General features: G+C 71.8%; 13 protein-coding genes and 1 tRNA gene. 11 read left to right on the top strand and 3 right to left on the bottom strand.

Annotation, left to right across the window (positions count from 1 at the left end; all coding sequences use genetic code 11):
- The first annotated feature begins 68 nt into the window (after positions 1 to 68).
- The 11 genes from mnmE to ACQ5SO_RS12140 all read left to right on the top strand — a co-directional run bounded on the left by mnmE (position 69) and on the right by ACQ5SO_RS12140 (position 11745).
- A complete protein-coding gene (gene mnmE, locus ACQ5SO_RS12090; RefSeq protein ID WP_430941856.1) occupies positions 69 to 1358 on the top strand; it encodes a tRNA uridine-5-carboxymethylaminomethyl(34) synthesis GTPase MnmE in 1290 nt (429 codons plus the stop codon).
- A complete protein-coding gene (gene mnmG, locus ACQ5SO_RS12095) occupies positions 1355 to 3247 on the top strand; it encodes a tRNA uridine-5-carboxymethylaminomethyl(34) synthesis enzyme MnmG (RefSeq protein ID WP_430941857.1) in 1893 nt (630 codons plus the stop codon). The genes mnmE and mnmG overlap by 4 nt, the downstream gene beginning before the upstream one ends.
- Positions 3244 to 3870, top strand: coding sequence for a 16S rRNA (guanine(527)-N(7))-methyltransferase RsmG (gene rsmG / locus ACQ5SO_RS12100; protein ID WP_430941858.1), 627 nt, complete (start codon positions 3244 to 3246; stop codon positions 3868 to 3870). Before mnmG ends, rsmG begins: the two co-directional genes overlap by 4 nt.
- Positions 3871 to 3877: 7 nt before the next feature.
- Entirely contained in the window at positions 3878 to 4660 is a 783-nt protein-coding gene (locus tag ACQ5SO_RS12105) for a ParA family protein (protein ID WP_430941859.1), read from the top strand.
- 20 nt (positions 4661 to 4680) lie between these two features.
- Positions 4681 to 5562 (top strand): ParB/RepB/Spo0J family partition protein, encoded by an 882-nt coding sequence (locus tag ACQ5SO_RS12110; protein ID WP_430941860.1) that lies wholly within the window; start codon positions 4681 to 4683, stop codon positions 5560 to 5562.
- Positions 5563 to 5732: 170 nt separating this feature from the next.
- A complete protein-coding gene (locus tag ACQ5SO_RS12115; RefSeq protein ID WP_430941861.1) occupies positions 5733 to 6821 on the top strand; it encodes a hypothetical protein in 1089 nt (362 codons plus the stop codon).
- Complete coding sequence (locus ACQ5SO_RS12120) at positions 6818 to 7603, top strand: ABC transporter permease (RefSeq protein WP_430941862.1); 786 nt, start codon at positions 6818 to 6820, stop codon at positions 7601 to 7603. Before ACQ5SO_RS12115 ends, ACQ5SO_RS12120 begins: the two co-directional genes overlap by 4 nt.
- Positions 7600 to 8277, top strand: coding sequence for an ABC transporter ATP-binding protein (locus ACQ5SO_RS12125; protein ID WP_430941863.1), 678 nt, complete (start codon positions 7600 to 7602; stop codon positions 8275 to 8277). The genes ACQ5SO_RS12120 and ACQ5SO_RS12125 overlap by 4 nt, the downstream gene beginning before the upstream one ends.
- Complete coding sequence (locus tag ACQ5SO_RS12130) at positions 8274 to 9719, top strand: hypothetical protein (RefSeq protein ID WP_430941864.1); 1446 nt, start codon at positions 8274 to 8276, stop codon at positions 9717 to 9719. Before ACQ5SO_RS12125 ends, ACQ5SO_RS12130 begins: the two co-directional genes overlap by 4 nt.
- Before the next feature lie 284 nt (positions 9720 to 10003).
- Positions 10004 to 11008 (top strand): amidoligase family protein, encoded by a 1005-nt coding sequence (locus ACQ5SO_RS12135; protein ID WP_430941865.1) that lies wholly within the window; start codon positions 10004 to 10006, stop codon positions 11006 to 11008.
- Entirely contained in the window at positions 11005 to 11745 is a 741-nt protein-coding gene (locus ACQ5SO_RS12140) for a gamma-glutamyl-gamma-aminobutyrate hydrolase family protein (RefSeq protein ID WP_430941866.1), read from the top strand. Before ACQ5SO_RS12135 ends, ACQ5SO_RS12140 begins: the two co-directional genes overlap by 4 nt.
- Positions 11746 to 11754: 9 nt before the next feature.
- On the opposite strand, the gene ACQ5SO_RS12145 is transcribed toward ACQ5SO_RS12140, so the two are convergent.
- The 3 genes from ACQ5SO_RS12145 to ACQ5SO_RS12155 all read right to left on the bottom strand — a co-directional run bounded on the left by ACQ5SO_RS12145 (position 11755) and on the right by ACQ5SO_RS12155 (position 15156).
- On the bottom strand, positions 11755 to 13233 hold the full coding sequence (locus ACQ5SO_RS12145; protein WP_430941867.1) for a carboxypeptidase M32: 1479 nt from the start codon (positions 13231 to 13233) through the stop codon (positions 11755 to 11757).
- Between the two features lie 114 nt (positions 13234 to 13347).
- Positions 13348 to 13423: transfer RNA gene (locus ACQ5SO_RS12150), tRNA-Thr, on the bottom strand.
- A 206-nt stretch (positions 13424 to 13629) separates the two neighbouring features.
- Complete coding sequence (locus tag ACQ5SO_RS12155; protein WP_430941868.1) at positions 13630 to 15156, bottom strand: heme biosynthesis protein HemY; 1527 nt, start codon at positions 15154 to 15156, stop codon at positions 13630 to 13632.
- Between the last annotated feature and the right edge of the window lie 19 nt (positions 15157 to 15175).

Consider the following 15175-nt stretch of genomic DNA (forward strand, 5'->3'; position numbering starts at 1 on the left):
AGGGCAGGGGCCCGGGCCATGCGCCCGGGCCTTTTGCGTTCCAGGGACCAGCGTTCGAGGAGGACGCGATGACCGACACGATCTACGCCCCCGCCACCGCGCCGGGCGTCTCCGCCGTCGCGGTGATCCGCATTTCGGGCCCGGGCGCCGACGCGGCGCTGGCGGCCCTGTGCGGCACGCTCCCGGCGCCGCGGAAGACGGGCCTGCGCCGGTTGCGGGATGCCGACGGCGCCGTGCTGGACGAGGCGCTGGTGATCCGGTTCGAGGATGGCGCGAGCTTCACCGGCGAAGCCTCGGCCGAGATCCAGTGCCATGGCGGCCGCGCCGTGGTGTCGGCGATCCAGTCGGCGCTCTCGGCGCAGGGTCTGCGCCTGGCCGAACCGGGCGAGTTCACCCGCCGCGCGATGGAAGCGGGACGGATGGACCTGTCGGAGGTCGAGGGGCTTGCGGACCTCGTCGCCTCCGAGACCGACGCGCAGCGCCGCCAGGCCCTGGCGCAGATGGGCGGCGGGTTGACCCGGGATGTCGAGACCTGGCGCCGCGACCTGATCCGCGCCCGGGCGCTGGTCGAGGCGGTGATCGATTTCGCGGACGAGGAGGTCCCCGAGGACGTGGGACCCGAGGTGCAGGGGCTGGTATCCGGCGTCATCGGCTCGCTCGAAACGGCCTTGAAGGGCGCGCGGGCGGCGGAACGGGTGCGCGACGGGTTCGAAGTGGCGCTGATCGGGCCGCCGAACGCGGGAAAATCGACGCTTCTGAACGCTCTTGCGGGGCGCGAAGCGGCGATCACCTCGGAGATCGCGGGCACCACCCGCGACGTGATCGAGGTGGCGATGGATATCGACGGCCTCGCTGTCACCGTTCTCGACACCGCCGGCTTGCGCGACACCGCCGACCCGGTGGAAGCGATCGGCGTGGATCGCGCCCGCAAGCGGGCGGAAGCGGCGGATATCCGGGTCCTGCTCGACCCCTGGGGCGATGCGGATCGGGGCTTGCTGCGGGACGGAGACGTGATCCTCCGGAGCCGGGCGGATGAGACCGGCGCGACCGGCCCCGATGCGCTCTCGGCCCGGACGGGGCAGGGGGTGTCCGCGCTGCTCGACCGGATCGGGGCGGAGCTCCAGACCCGCGTCGCCGGCGCCTCGGCCCTGACCCGCGCGCGCCATGTCGAGGCGGTTCGCGCGGCCCACACTCACCTGGAAAAGGCGGTTGGGGCCTTGTCTCGGGGGGAGGATGCGTTGGATATCGCTGCAGAGGACCTGCGGGCGGCGACTCACCGATTGGAAGCGTTGATCGGCCGGGTTGATGCGGAGCGGGTTCTGGACGATATCTTCTCTACCTTCTGCCTCGGGAAATGAGGGGAGTGTTTCACGTGAAACACCGGACGGAGACCCAGTTCGACGTGATCGTAATCGGCGGCGGCCATGCCGGCGCCGAAGCGGCCTGCGCGGCCGCCCGAATGGGCGTGCGCACCGCGTTGATCACCCAGGAAGCGGCCAAGATCGGCGAAATGTCGTGCAATCCGGCGGTCGGAGGGCTCGGGAAGGGCCATATTGTCCGTGAAATCGACGCCCTGGACGGCGTGATGGGCCGGATGGCGGACCGGGCGGGCATCCAGTTCCGCCTTCTGAACCGCCGAAAAGGCCCCGCGGTGCAGGGTCCGCGGGCCCAGACCGACCGCGCGCTGTACAAGATCGCGATGCAGGCGGAGATCGCCGGCACCGAGGGCCTCGAGGTTATCCAGGCCGAGGTCACGGACCTGGTGGTCGAGGCCGGGGAAGTGCGAGGGGTGGTCACGCATGACGGCGTGACGCTGCGCGCGCCCTCGGTGATCCTGACCACGGGCACCTTCCTGCGGGGCGTCATCCATATCGGGGACCAGACCCTGCGCGGCGGCCGCATGGGCGACCGGCCCTCGGACCGCCTGGCCGAGCGGCTCGACAGCTTCGCGCTGGCGCTGGGACGGCTGAAAACCGGCACGCCGCCGCGGCTCCACAAGCGGAGCATCGATTTCAGCGCCCTGGCGACGCAGCCGGGGGACGAGGATCCGGTGTTCTTCTCGACCGCGACCCGCGCCACGGAGGCGCGCCAGGTCCCGTGTCACATCACCCGGACCACCGAGCGCACGCACGAGATCATCCGCGAGAACCTCCACCGATCCGCCATGTATGCGGGCCGGATCGAGGGCGTCGGCCCGCGCTATTGCCCGTCGATCGAGGACAAGATCGTGCGGTTCGCGGACAAGGACTCGCACCAGATTTTCCTTGAGCCAGAGGGACTTACCTCGGACCAGGTGTATCCGAACGGGATTTCGACCTCGCTTCCCGTCGAGGTGCAGGAGGCCTATGTCCGCTCGATCCCTGGCCTTGAGGCGGCGGAGATCCTGCAGCCCGGCTACGCCATCGAGTACGACTACGTGGACCCGCGAGAGCTGCGGCGGACGCTGGAGCTGCGCGCGGTTCCGGGCCTGTTCCTTGCCGGCCAGATCAACGGCACCACGGGGTACGAGGAGGCCGCGGCGCAGGGGCTGATGGCGGGTCTGAACGCCGCGCGACGGGCCACGGGCGGCGAAGACGTCATCCTCGGGCGCGCCGACGCCTATATCGGGGTGATGATCGACGACCTGGTGCTGCGCGGCGTGACCGAACCGTACCGGATGTTCACCTCCCGCGCCGAGTTCCGGCTGGCGCTGCGCGCGGACAATGCCGACCAGCGGCTGACCGACCTGGGCCTTGCGATCGGCTGCATCGGGGAGGGCCGGAAAGCGGCCTGGGAGGCCCGCAAAGAGGCGCTGGCGGCGGGGCAGGGCGTCCTGACCGCTCACACCGTGACGCCGACGCAGGCGCGGTCTGCGGGGCTGTCCGTGAATCTGGACGGTGTGCGCCGCACGGGGCTGGAGATGCTGGCGTTCCCGGATGTCGATATCGCCGGGCTGCTGCCGCTCTATCCCGAAGCCGCTGGAATCACGCCGGAAATCGCGCGGCAGATCGAGATCGACGCCATGTATGCGGACTATGTCGCGCGCCAGAAGGCCGATGTCGACGCTATGCGCCGCGACGAGGCGCTCCCGATCGGCGACCTGGTGGACGCGTCCGAGATCCCGGGCCTGTCGCGGGAGCTCCATGACAAGCTTCGCCGCGTGCGCCCGGACACCCTGGCCGCGGCCGGGCGGATCGAGGGCATGACCCCGGCTGCGCTGACCCTGCTGGCGGCGCATCTGCGCAAACGGGAAAGGGCCGCCTCGTGACCGACGCGCTCGCACGGCTCGATGTTTCACGTGAAACACGCGAGCGGCTGGAGATCCTCGCCGCCCTCACCGCCAAGTGGACGCCGAAGATCAACCTGATCGCCAGATCCACGATCCCGGAGATCTGGACCCGCCATATCCTCGATTCGGCCCAGATCTGGCGTCTGAAGCCCGAGATCTGCGGGGAATGGGCCGATCTGGGCGCTGGCGGCGGGTTTCCGGGCCTCGTGATCGGTGCGTTCGCGGCGGATGAGGCCCCGGACATGGCGCTGACCCTGGTCGAGAGCGATACCCGCAAGACGGTGTTCCTGCAGACCGCCGCGCAGGAGATGGGGCTGAAGATCCGCATCGAGCGGAAGCGGATCGAAGCGGCGGAACTGCCGCCCCAGGACGTCATTTCGGCCCGGGCGCTCGCCTCGCTCGACAAACTGCTGGCATTCGCTGCCCCGTTGGCCGGCCCGAATGCCACGCTTTTGTTTCCAAAGGGCGCAGCGGCGGAAAGCGAATTGACCGAAGCCCGCGCAACTTGGCATATTGAATGTCGTCGCCACCCGAGCATGTCGGACCCGGCCGGCTGCATCCTCGAAATCTCGGAGTTTTCCCGTGTCGGAGAAACGCGCTGAGGGGCCTGTGAGGCGCCGTATCCTGGCCGTCGCGAACCAGAAGGGCGGGGTGGGCAAGACCACCACCGCCATCAACCTGGCCGCGGCGCTGGTCGAAAACGGCAAATCCGTCCTCCTGATCGACCTGGACCCCCAGGGAAATGCCAGCACCGGCCTCGGGATCGATGTCGCGGACCGCGATTCGACCTCCTATGACCTGCTGGTCGAAGGCGCCGCCGTCGGCGACGTCACCCGCAACAGCCAGATCGAGCGGCTGGATATCGTCGCGGCGACGGGCGATCTCGCCTCGGTCGACGTGGCGCTGGTCGACGATCCGGACCGCGCGAAGCGCCTGATGCGGGCGCTGTCCTCGGGGCTGGAGGGCTATGATCACGTGGTGATCGACTGCCCGCCCTCGCTGAACTTGCTGACGGTCAACGCGATGGCCGCGGCGGACGCCGTCCTGGTGCCGCTGCAGTGCGAGTTCTTCGCGCTGGAGGGGCTGAGCCAGCTGCTGAAGACGGTGAAAGAGATCCGCCGGGTGCTGAACCCGGAGCTGGAGATCGACGGCGTGGTGTTGACCATGTTCGACCGCCGCAACAACCTGAGCCACATGGTGGCCAAGGACGTGCGCAGCAATCTCGGGGACGTGGTCTACAACACCGTTATCCCGCGCAATGTGCGCCTGTCCGAGGCGGCGTCCTACGCGATGCCGGCCACGGTCTACGATTCGAATTCCGCCGGAAGCCTCGCCTATCGCGCGTTGGCCCGGGAAATGCTGGCGCGCGCCGACGCAGATCGCGCCGCCTGAGAGACGGGAGCAGTCCGAGAATGACGCGCAAACCGCAGCAGAGGGGGCTGGGCCGCGGCCTGTCGGCCCTGATCGGGGACGATTCCGCGCCGGCCGAGGCCGAGAAGGCGGGCGGCGGCGCCGCCGTGCAGACCGCGCCGATCGAGATGATCCGCGCGAACCCGGACCAGCCGCGCCGTGATTTCCGCGAGGAAGACCTGGCCGAGCTCGCCGCCTCGATCCGCGAGAAGGGCGTGATTCAGCCCCTGGTCGTGCGCACGGATCCGAAGAAGGAAGGCGGCTGGCAGATCGTGGCCGGTGAGCGGCGCTGGCGCGCGGCCCAGCGGGCGCAGTTGCACGAGCTGCCCATCGTGGTGCGTGAGCTGTCCGATGACGAGGCTCTGGAAGTCGCGATCATCGAGAACATCCAGCGCGCGGACCTCAACCCGGTGGAAGAGGCGCTGGGCTACCGCCAGCTGATGGACAAGTTCGGCCACACGCAGGAGAAGCTGGCCGAGGCCATGGGCAAGTCCCGCAGCCACATCGCCAACGCGCTGCGCCTGCTGACCCTGCCGGAGTCGGTGGTGGAGCACCTGCGGGCAGGGCGGCTCAGCGCCGGGCATGCGCGCGCGCTGATCACCTCGCCCGATCCCGCGGCGCTTGCCGAGCAGGTCATCGCCCGCGGCCTTTCGGTGCGCCAGACCGAGGCGCTCGCCCGGGCGCAGAAGGTCGAGGCGAATACGCCGAAGAAGCCGAAGAAGCCCGAGAAAGACGCCGATACCCGCGCGCTGGAGGCGGACCTCGCCGCGGCGACGGGTGTGAAAGTGGCGATCGAGCATCGCAACGACGGCGCCGGGGAGGTTCGCCTCCGCTATGGGAGCCTCGAGGAACTGGATTCCATCTGTTCCATTCTTTCGCGGTGACGGTTCGTTAACCGGCGGCGGCTAGGGTCGTCCTGACGGGCCAGGAGGGTCCGGAAGGACGGATCCCGCGCGATGAAACGCGATGGACACTGGGGCTGGCATCGGCGCCCGCGATGGCGCCGAACTGAAAATGCTGCGCAGCATTTTCAATGTTGCGATGCAGCATAGCCATGCTGGAAGGTTCGCAGAACTGGACCCATCGGGCGCTTGCGGCGGAGGGCGATGGACGCGTCGCGCTGTGCAATCGCGACCTGTGGGGCATGCGCCGCCGGATCGAGGCCGCCACGGGGCTTGAGGCGACGCCTGCGCTGCTTGGCGCTGGTGGAGCGTCCCATGTCGCCGTGTGGGGCAGGGGCCGACTCACGACGCTCTCCGTCGCCCGGAGGGCCCGCGCGGGGCTGCTGCATGTCGAGGACGCCTTCCTGCGCTCGGTCGAACCGGGCCGACACGCGCTTACGGTCGGGCTGGCGGTCGATCCCGAGGGCTGGCACGGCGATCCCGCGCGCCCCGGACGGCTGGATCGGCTGATAGACCTTCGGATGCAGGACCGACGGTCGAAACGCGACGGCGGGCAGGTGGCCGAGGCGATGCGCCGGCTGCGGCTGAGCAAGTACCTGCTGCCCGGCGGGCCGCAGCCGCGGATCCCGCGCGGCGCGGTGATCCTCGCCGACCAGGCGCCCGGAGATGCGGCGCTCGGCGGCGCCGGTCGGCCGTTCTTCCTGCGCATGTTGCGCACCGTGCTGGCCGAGCACCCGGACGCGCCGGTCCTGATCCGTTCCCACCCCGCCGCGCCGACGGGGCACCTCACGCCCGCCGTGTTGCTGCACGCCGCGCGCCGAAGCCGGCGGATCGCATCTGCGCTGCGCGAGGGGCGGCTGGGGTTCCTGCCCGCCGCTGCCGCGCCCGCGAGCGTCTTCCAGGGCGCCGCCCGCCTCCATGTCGCCAACAGCCTGATCGGGCTGGAGGCGCTGGTCCATGGCGTCCCCGTCACCTGCCACGCGCCGGGCTTCTATGCCGGGCGCGGCCTGACCGACGACCGCTTCGAGAGGCCCGGGCGCCCCGCCACCCTCGCCGCCGTGCTGGCCGCCGCCTATCTCGACCACTGCACGTGGTTCGAGCCGGGCGGCGACCGTCCCGTCTCATTCTTCGATGCGGGCGAGGCGCTGCGCCGCCTCGCCGATGGCGGGCCGCCGCCGCCCCTGCGCCGCCCCTCGCGGACGGGGTTCCTCCTTGCCGCGCTGACGGGCCGCGGGGCATGAGGGCGGCGGCGCAATCCCCGGTCGCGGCGCACCTGCGGGTCGTCGGCGCGCTTCTGCGGCGCGAGATGTCGACGCGCTACGGGCGCTCGGCCGGCGGCTACGCCTGGGCGGTGGCCGAGCCGGTGGGCATGGTCGCCATGCTCGCGCTCGTGTTCTCCGCCATCGCGCATCACCCGCCGCTCGGGGGCAGCTTCATCACCTTCTTCGCGACGGGCTATATCGGCTTCGCCTTCTTCCGCTCGACCGCGGACAGCACCGCGCAGGCGATCCTGGCCAACAAGCCGCTGCTGCGTTTTCCGAACGTTAACCCTTACGACGCCATCCTCGCCCGCGTGATCCTGCAGGCGCTGACCAATATCGCGGTGGCGTTCATCGTGCTCGGCGGCGCGTTCCTGCTGACGGAGGAGCCGGTGCGCATCGACCAACCCCGCATCGCGGCCGCGTTCGGCGCCGCGACCCTGCTCGCCGCGGGCGTGGGGTCGTGCAACGCGGTGCTCTTCGTCGTCGCGCCGATCTGGCAGCGGGTGTTCGGCATCCTGACGCGGCCGCTGTTCCTGATCTCGGGCGTCATCTTCCTGCCGGAGGACATGCCCTGGAGCGTGCAGCAGGCGCTGGCCTGGAACCCGCTGATCCACGTGATCGCGGCGCTTCGGCAGGGAATCTACCCGGTCTACCTGGCGCAGAACGCGGCCCTGGTCTTCCCGGCGACGCTCGGCCTCGGGCTGCTGCTCGTGGGTCTTCTGCTGCTGCGCCGGATGCGGCGGGAGGTGGCGTCGCCATGATCCGGCTCGAGAACGTGAGCAAGTCCTTCCGCCTGAAGACCGGCGGGCGCCGGTGGATCGTCAAGGACCTGACGATGACCATCCCGCGCGGCCGCTCGCTGGCGCTCCTGGGGCGCAACGGCGCCGGCAAGACGACCCTGCTGCAGATCATCGCCGGGACCATGAAACCCGACCGCGGGCGGGTGATCCGGGACTGCTCGGTGTCTTTCCCGCTGGGTTTCTCGGGCAGCTTCCACAGCGCGATGACCGGGGCGCAGAACGTGCGCTTCGTCGCCCGCATCTACGGCGTGAACGAGGAGGCGCTGCTCGCCTTCGTCGACGGCTTCGCCGAGCTCGGCCCCTACATGTATGAGAAAATGTCCAGGTATTCCGCGGGGATGCGCGCGCGCCTCGCCTTCGGCGTGTCGATGGGGCTCGGCTTCGACGTCTACCTGGTGGACGAGATCACCGCCGTCGGCGACGCGCGGTTCCGGCGCAAGTGCAGCGACGTGTTCGCGGCCCGGCTGCAAAGCTCGGACGTGATCATGGTCAGCCACGCCATGCAGACCGTGCGCAGCTTCTGCGACGCGGCCCTGGTGCTCGAGGAGGGACGCGTGGCGTTCTACGAGGATGTCGAGGCGGCCATCGCCCGCCACATGTCGGACCTGTCCCACGCTGCGCGAGGCGCGGCATGAGCGGGCGCGACGGGACCGGCGGCGGCGCCGCGCGCGCCGCCCCCGACGCGGAGGGCGTGGTGCACCGTCTCCAGGACGGGCAGGGCCCCGCCGCGCGCCGGAGGCCGGGTCAGCCCGGCGGCAAGGGCGCGGGGAAGGGGGCGGGAAAGGGACCCGGCCGCCAGGGCAAGGGCCAGGGTGCAGGCAAGGGCCAGGGCGGCCCCGTCCCGCCGGGCATGGCGGTTCAGCAGGCCGCGCAGGCGCAGCGCCCGGCCCCGCGCCCGCCGGCGCCGCCGCAGCCCGACATCCTGATCGAGATCGCCGACCCCACCTCGGCCGCGCGCGTGCGCCGGGCGGACCGGCGGCGCCGGATCGGCGTCTGGCTCAGCTTCCTGCTGCTGGTCGTCGCCCCCACCGCGCTGGCCAGCTGGTACCTGTTCGAGAAGGCCGCCGACCAGTACGTCTCGACCGTCGCCTTCGCGGTGCGCAGCGCGGACGCCGCGGCCCCCTCCCCGATGCTGGAGATCCTCGGCGGCGCCCCCGACGCGGCCGCCGCCGACAGCCGCATCCTCTACGAATACCTGCAAAGCCAGCCGCTGGTGGAACGGATCGACGACCAGCTCGACCTGCGCGCCATGTATCGGCGCGAGGGGGCGGACTGGCTGTTCCGCCTCGGCGACGATCCCTCTGTCGAGACGCTGGTGGACTACTGGAACCTCGCCCAGACGGTGAGCTACGACAGCTCCGCCGGCATCATCTATGCCGAGATCCGCGCCTTCGACCCCGATGACGCCCATGCCGTCGCCACCGCCGTCACCGCGGAATCAGAGCGTCTCATCAACGCCTTGTCCGAGAAGTCGCGCAAGGATGCGGTCGAATTCGCCCTCGCCGACCTGCGCGAGGCCGAGGCGCGGGTGCGCGAGGTCCGGCTCGACCTGCAGAGCTTCCGCGGGGCGGCGGGCACGGCGGACGTCTCGCTCGACATCCAGTCCTCGATGGGCCTGGTCGGAGAGCTGCGCGCCCGCCGCGCCGACCTCGCGGCCGAGCGGGATTCGCGGCGCGACATGCTCGGGGCGGACTCGCCCGTGCTCGCCGCGCTCGATCGCAGGCTGGCGGCGCTCGACGTGCAGATCGCGCAGGAGGAGGCGCGCGTCGCCTCCGCCGGGACCGACGGCGCCCCCGCCGACGGCTCGCTCGCCGATGCCGCCGGCCGGCAGGAGGAGCTGATGGTGGAGCGCGAGTTCGCCGAGAACATGTACACCGCCGCCCTCGCCGCGGTGGAGATCGCCCGGGCCGAGGCGCGCCGGGCGCAGCGCTACCTCGCCATCCACATCGCCCCGACCCGCGCACAGATGGCCGAACATCCGCGGCGCTGGGTCCTGTCCATCGCCACCGGCGCGCTGTGCCTGGTGCTCTGGTCGATCCTGCAGCTCATCGCCTCCAGCATCCGGGACCGCAGCTGATGCCGTGAACAACGTTCAAAATCTGCGGAACGCGCGGAACCGCGCCCGGCGGCGGCACGCCGCCTCCGGCCGAGAACGGGGGCCCAGGCCCCCCTGAACGGCCGGACGCGCCCTCCCGCGCTGCGTGCGGGCCAGGGGGCGAACCGCCGCCGCCCACCCGGCGGTCCCGCCCGGGGACGTCCGCGCCCCCCGCCGCGCCGCCCGCCCGGTCCGCGGCGGCGCGCCCGCTTGCCCGCCGCGCCGATCGCCCCACATGAAGCTCCGACAGCCGACCAGGAGCCTTCATGACCGCCTATCCGCCGCTTCCCCGACCTGACACCACCGAGGGCGAGCCCCGCCGCGTCGGGGTGGAGATCGAGTTCGGCGGCCTCACGGTCGAGGACGCGGTCCGGGCCGCGCGCAAGGTCTTCGGCGACGCCGAGATCGATCGGCAGTCGCAGCATCACCAGACCCTGGCGGATCCCGAGCTGGGCGATTTCACGCTCGAGCTCGACATGGCCCGCCGCCACCGCGAGGCCTTCGCCCACAAGGAAGGGGCCGAGGACGACCCGGTGCGCAAGATCACCGGCGACATCGTCCACTGGCTGACTCCCGTCGAACTGGTCGCGCCGCCGCTGGCCCCCGAGCGGCTGCCCGCGCTCGACCCGTTGATCGAGGCGCTGCGCACCGCCGGGGCCACCGGCGCCGGCCATGGCGCGCAGACCGCCTACGGGATGCATTTCAACGTCGAGGCCGTCTCCCTCTCGGTCGATCACCTGCTGCCCGTCACCCGCAGCTTCGCGCTGCTCGAGGACTGGTTGCGCAAGACGCTGGAGATCAGCCTCAACCGCCGCCTCACCGGCTTCGTGAAATCCTATCCGCGCGAGTATATCGACACCGTCGCCGCCGAGGGCTACGCCCCTGACCGCGCCCGGTTTTTCGACGACTACCTGTCCGCCAACCCGACCCGGAACCGCGCGCTGGACCTGACCCCGATCATCGAGATGGCGGACCCCGACCGGGCCCAGGCCGTGCTCGGGGACGAGAAACGCTCGGCCCGCCCCACCTTCCACTACCGCCTGCCCGACGCGCGGGTGGACGAGAAGGGCTGGTCCCCGGTCCCCGACTGGACCCTGTGGCGCGTGATCGAGCGCGCCGCCGAGGACCCCGCGCTGACCATGGCCCTCACCCTCGGCTGGCGCGAACACCGCGACCGCTGGACCGCGACGCGCGAGGACTGGGTCCAGCGCTGCACCGACATGCTGCGCGCCGCGGGGCTGGTCGACGCCAGGGGAGCGCCGACCGAATGATGCTCCCCCGCTCCCGCCCCGTCATCGGCATCACCACCTCGGCCCGCTCCGGCTGGCGGATCTTCCCGATGATCGCCATGTCCGTCCTGCTCGCCGGGGGCCGCGCGCGCTGGTTCCATGTCGGCCGCCCGGCCCATGCGCAGGAGGTCGACGGGTTGATCGTCGGCGGCGGCGACGACATCTCGGCCGATCTCTACAATGGCGAGATCATGCTCGAGAGCCGCATCGACCCCGAGCGCGACGCGCTCGAGAAACGCCTGATCGAGGAGGCGGCGGAGCTCGGCCGCCCCGTGCTCGGCATCTGCCGCGGGGCGCAGATGATCAACATCGTGCGCGGCGGCGCGCTCCACCAGGACATCTACGAGACCTACGAGGACGCGAAGCGCATGTGGACCGTCCTGCCGCGCAAGACGGTGGAAATCTGCCCCGAAACGCGCCTCTCCGCCGTCATGGGACCGAAGGACGCCCGGGTGAACGCGCTGCACACGCAATCGGTCAGCCGCCTCGGCCAGGGCCTGCGCCTCGCCGCCCGCGACCAGTGGGGCATCACCCAGGCGGTCGAGAGCACCGAGGGGCCGCTGACGCTCGGCGTCCAGTGGCACCCCGAGCACCTGTTCTACGCCCGCCGCCAGCGCGCGATCTTCCGCGCCCTCGTCGCCGCCGCGCGCGAGGCGCGGGACGGCCGCCCCGAGCGGGCCGAGGGCCCGGCGCCGGGGATCGAGGCGGTGGAGATCTGAGCCCGGGCGTTACGCCAGCGCATCCACCTTGCGCCGCAGGTGCGCCAGCAGCGGCGCCTCGGACAGCGGCGCGCCCGTCGCCGCCTCGATCAACGCCGGGGCGGGCAGGGTCGCGCCGTGGCGGTGCACCTTGTCGGTCAGCCAGCCGACGATCGCCTCCAGCTCGCCCTTCGCCATCATCGCGTCCATGTCCGGCAGGTCGCGGCGCATCGCGTCCTCGAGCATCGCGGCATTGAGATTGCCCAGGCTGTAGGTCGGGAAATAGCCGAACAGGCCCAGCGACCAGTGGACGTCCTGCAGCGCGCCGCGGCGGTCGTCCGGCGGGGGCGTCCCGAAATCGGCCTCGAACCGCGCGCGCCAGGCCTCGGCCAGGTCCCTGGCGGCGAGGCGCCCGGCCATCAGCTCCCGCTCCAGGTCGAAGCGCATCAGGATGTGCAGGTTGTAATGCACCTCGTCCGATTCCGTGCGGATGAAGCCGGGATGGATGCGGTTGGCGGCGCGGAAGAACGCCTCGGCGTCCGCGGGCGCATCGGGGAAGGCGGCGCGCATCTTCGGGGCCAGCCACTCGGCGAAGGCGCGGGAGCGGCCGACCTGGTTCTCGAAGAACCGGCTCTGGCTTTCATGCACGCCCATCGAGCAATAGGACCCCGCCGGGCGTCCATACAGATCGGCGGCGATGTTCTGCTCGTAGACCGCGTGGCCGGTCTCGTGGATCGTGGAATAGAGGCAGTTGAACGGGTCGCCTTCATCCACCCGCGTGGTGATCCGCGCATCCCCGCGATGGCCAGAGGAGAACGGGTGCGTGGACAGGTCCAGCCGCCCGGCCTGCCAGTCATAGCGGAAGGCGGTGGCGACCTCGCGGGCCAGCTGCATCTGCTGGTCCTGGCCGAAGAAGCCGGTCAGGGGCGGGGGCAGGGTGCGCTCGCCGGCCTCGGCGGCCAGCGGGACCAGCCCGTCGCGCAGGCGGGCGAAGAGCGCGTCCAGCGCCGCCGCGTGCATCCCCGGCTCGTATTCCTCGAGCAGCGCATCATAGGGGTCCTGGCCGGGTTCGGCGAGGGCGGCGGCCTGTTCGCGCCGCGCCTCGACCATCTGCCCGAGGATCGGGGCGAAACCGGCGAAGTCGTCCTCGGCCCGCGCCTTCGCCCAGATGCCCTGGCTGCGGACCGAGAGCGAGGCGAGATGCGCCTCGAGCGCCGCGGGCACGCGGGTGGCGCGGGCATGGTCGCGGGCGGCGAGCTCCACGTCCCGGCGCGCCGCGTCGTCGGGCAGGGCGGCGGGGTCGATGGCGGCGATCCACTCGGCGAGGCGCGGGTCGGTGCGGCGGGCGTGCAGGACGGCGGCCATGGCCGAGGCTTCCTCGGCCCGGCCCTCGGCGCCCTTCGGCGGCATCATCACCTCCTGGTCCCAGGAGATCAGCCCCGAGACGCGCCCGAGGGCGGCGGTTTCGCGGGCATGGGCGATCAGGTCGGAGAGGGCTTGGGCGGACATGGAGCCTCCGGGCGCGATGCGTGGGCGACTTGCCTAGCATGCGCGGCGGGGGGCGTCATCCGGGCGCGCGTGGGCGCGGCGGCGGGATGACCGGCGATGTCCGGGAAAGAGAGGTGGTGCCGGTGATAGGACTCGAACCTACGACCCCATCATTACGAATGACGTGCTCTACCAGCTGAGCTACACCGGCAACCACGGGCCGTATACTCAGGCCCCGCGGGCAATGCAAGCGGGGTTTGAAGGGGATCGTCCCGGAAGGGCGCCGCGCCCCGCGGGGCGCGCGCCGGGGCCCGCAACGACGCCCGGAAAAGCAGCGGCCCCGCATCCGGGCGGATGCGGGGCCGTGCGTGTCTTCGGCGGGGCGAGGCGGCCCTGTGGCGCCCCTGTGACGGCCCGTCAGGCCGGGCGCGTCTTGCCGTCGTCCTCGACCACCTCGGCGTCCATCGGCGCCTCGGCGGCAGGCTTCGCGGCGGCCTCCTTCGCGGCGGCGGCGTCCTCGGCGGCGACCTCGGCCTCGAAATCCGGGGTCTCCTCGGCCTTGGTCAGCGCACCCATCACCAGCGGCAGCAGGGCGGTGGCGGTCTCCGAGGTCTCGCCCGCGCCCTTCGGCTGGATCCAGGCCAGGGTGTCGACGCCCTTGCAGCCGTCGCAGACGGGCTGCCACTCGTCATGCACGTGGCCGCAGGCCTCGCAGGTCCAGCGTTCGCCGCGCGGGGCCGACAGGGCGCGCGCGAGCCAGGCTCGGACCACCTGCTCCTCGGCGCCCGAGCCCTTCTCGACCGCCGCCATGATGGCGAGGGTGCGGGTGGTGGGCATGGTCTCGGCAAGGTCCCCAAGGGCGGCGCGCGCGGCGGGGAAGTCCTCGGCCGCCAGCGCCAGCTCGGCCTCGAGCATCCGGCTCTCGGGGTGGGACTTGTTCTCGTCGATCAGCGCCACGAAGCGGCGGCGGCGGGCGGCGATGTCCTCATCCGGCTCGATCGCGGCATAGGCGGCGGCGAGATCCGGGTGCGGGGCGGCCTTCCAGGCCTTGCGCAGGATCCGCTCGGCCTTGCGCTGCGACCCGCTCGAGGCCAGCGCGCGGGCCGCGGCGGCGGCGGCGGGGGCCAGCGTCGGGGCGCGGCGGTTCGCCTCCAGCGCCGCGTCGCGGGCGCGGGCGGCGTCGCCGGTCTCGAGCGCGAGGCGCGCCTCGGCCAGCGCCAGCACGGCGTCGCGGCGGGCGCCGATCTCGCGCGGCATGGCGCCGGTGCGGACCTCGGCGGCCAGGGTGCGGCGGGCGGCGGCCCAGTCGCCGGCGCCGGTCTGCAGGTCGAACAGGGCGTCCATCACCTCGCCGTCCTTGGGACGCAGGGCGAAGGCGCGCTCGGCCAGCAGCTTGGCGCGTTCCTCGTCGCCCTCCTCCACGGCCTGGGCCAGCAGGCCCTTCACGCCGATGGCCTTGGTCCGCTCGGTGCGGGCGAGGGCCTTCAGGTAGGCGGTCTCGGCGGGCTTGTCGCCGGCCTTGGCGGCGGCCTGGGCCCCGAGGATGTTGGTCAGCTCGGGCGTGTCGAGCAGGCGCGCGGCCTTCTCGGTCTTCTCCATCGCCGTGCGCCCGTCGCCTTCGCCAAGGGCGATCATGCCCTGGGTCAGCGCGCGCACGCCGCGGCGTTCGCGGCTGGCGTTGAAGAAGCGGTCGATGGCGGTTTCATCGCCGGTGACGAAGCGGATCACGGCGATGATCAGCCCCAGCAGCCAGAAGGCCAGCCACAGGCCGAAGAACCCGGCCAGCAGCGCGGCGGCGAAGTGGATGGGCTGCTCGAACACGTGCGTGCGGCCGGCCCACTCGATGGTGACCTGCCCGGGCGTGTCCAGCAGCGTCGCCACGCCGAAAGTCGCGGCGATGAGGATCGCGATGAAGATCGCGACGCGAATGAGAAGCCAGATCATCGGCGTTTCTCCCTGTCGT

This window comes from Rhodovulum sp. DZ06, from assembly GCF_050586345.1.
Classification (GTDB): Bacteria; Pseudomonadota; Alphaproteobacteria; order Rhodobacterales; family Rhodobacteraceae; genus JBOCEF01.

What these genes read in the sequence shown, in the direction of transcription:
- ACQ5SO_RS12145 (WP_430941867.1), bottom strand. Translation starts at nt 13,233, where the DNA reads ATGTCCGCCCAAGCCCTCTCCGACCTGATCGCCCATGCCCGCGAAACC.
- ACQ5SO_RS12125 (WP_430941863.1), top strand. Translation starts at nt 7,600, where the DNA reads ATGATCCGGCTCGAGAACGTGAGCAAGTCCTTCCGCCTGAAGACCGGC.
- ACQ5SO_RS12155 (WP_430941868.1), bottom strand. Translation starts at nt 15,156, where the DNA reads ATGATCTGGCTTCTCATTCGCGTCGCGATCTTCATCGCGATCCTCATC.
- ACQ5SO_RS12135 (WP_430941865.1), top strand. Translation starts at nt 10,004, where the DNA reads ATGACCGCCTATCCGCCGCTTCCCCGACCTGACACCACCGAGGGCGAG.
- ACQ5SO_RS12120 (WP_430941862.1), top strand. Translation starts at nt 6,818, where the DNA reads ATGAGGGCGGCGGCGCAATCCCCGGTCGCGGCGCACCTGCGGGTCGTC.
- mnmE (WP_430941856.1), top strand. Translation starts at nt 69, where the DNA reads ATGACCGACACGATCTACGCCCCCGCCACCGCGCCGGGCGTCTCCGCC.
- ACQ5SO_RS12130 (WP_430941864.1), top strand. Translation starts at nt 8,274, where the DNA reads ATGAGCGGGCGCGACGGGACCGGCGGCGGCGCCGCGCGCGCCGCCCCC.
- ACQ5SO_RS12140 (WP_430941866.1), top strand. Translation starts at nt 11,005, where the DNA reads ATGATGCTCCCCCGCTCCCGCCCCGTCATCGGCATCACCACCTCGGCC.
- ACQ5SO_RS12115 (WP_430941861.1), top strand. Translation starts at nt 5,733, where the DNA reads ATGCTGGAAGGTTCGCAGAACTGGACCCATCGGGCGCTTGCGGCGGAG.
- mnmG (WP_430941857.1), top strand. Translation starts at nt 1,355, where the DNA reads ATGAGGGGAGTGTTTCACGTGAAACACCGGACGGAGACCCAGTTCGAC.
- ACQ5SO_RS12110 (WP_430941860.1), top strand. Translation starts at nt 4,681, where the DNA reads ATGACGCGCAAACCGCAGCAGAGGGGGCTGGGCCGCGGCCTGTCGGCC.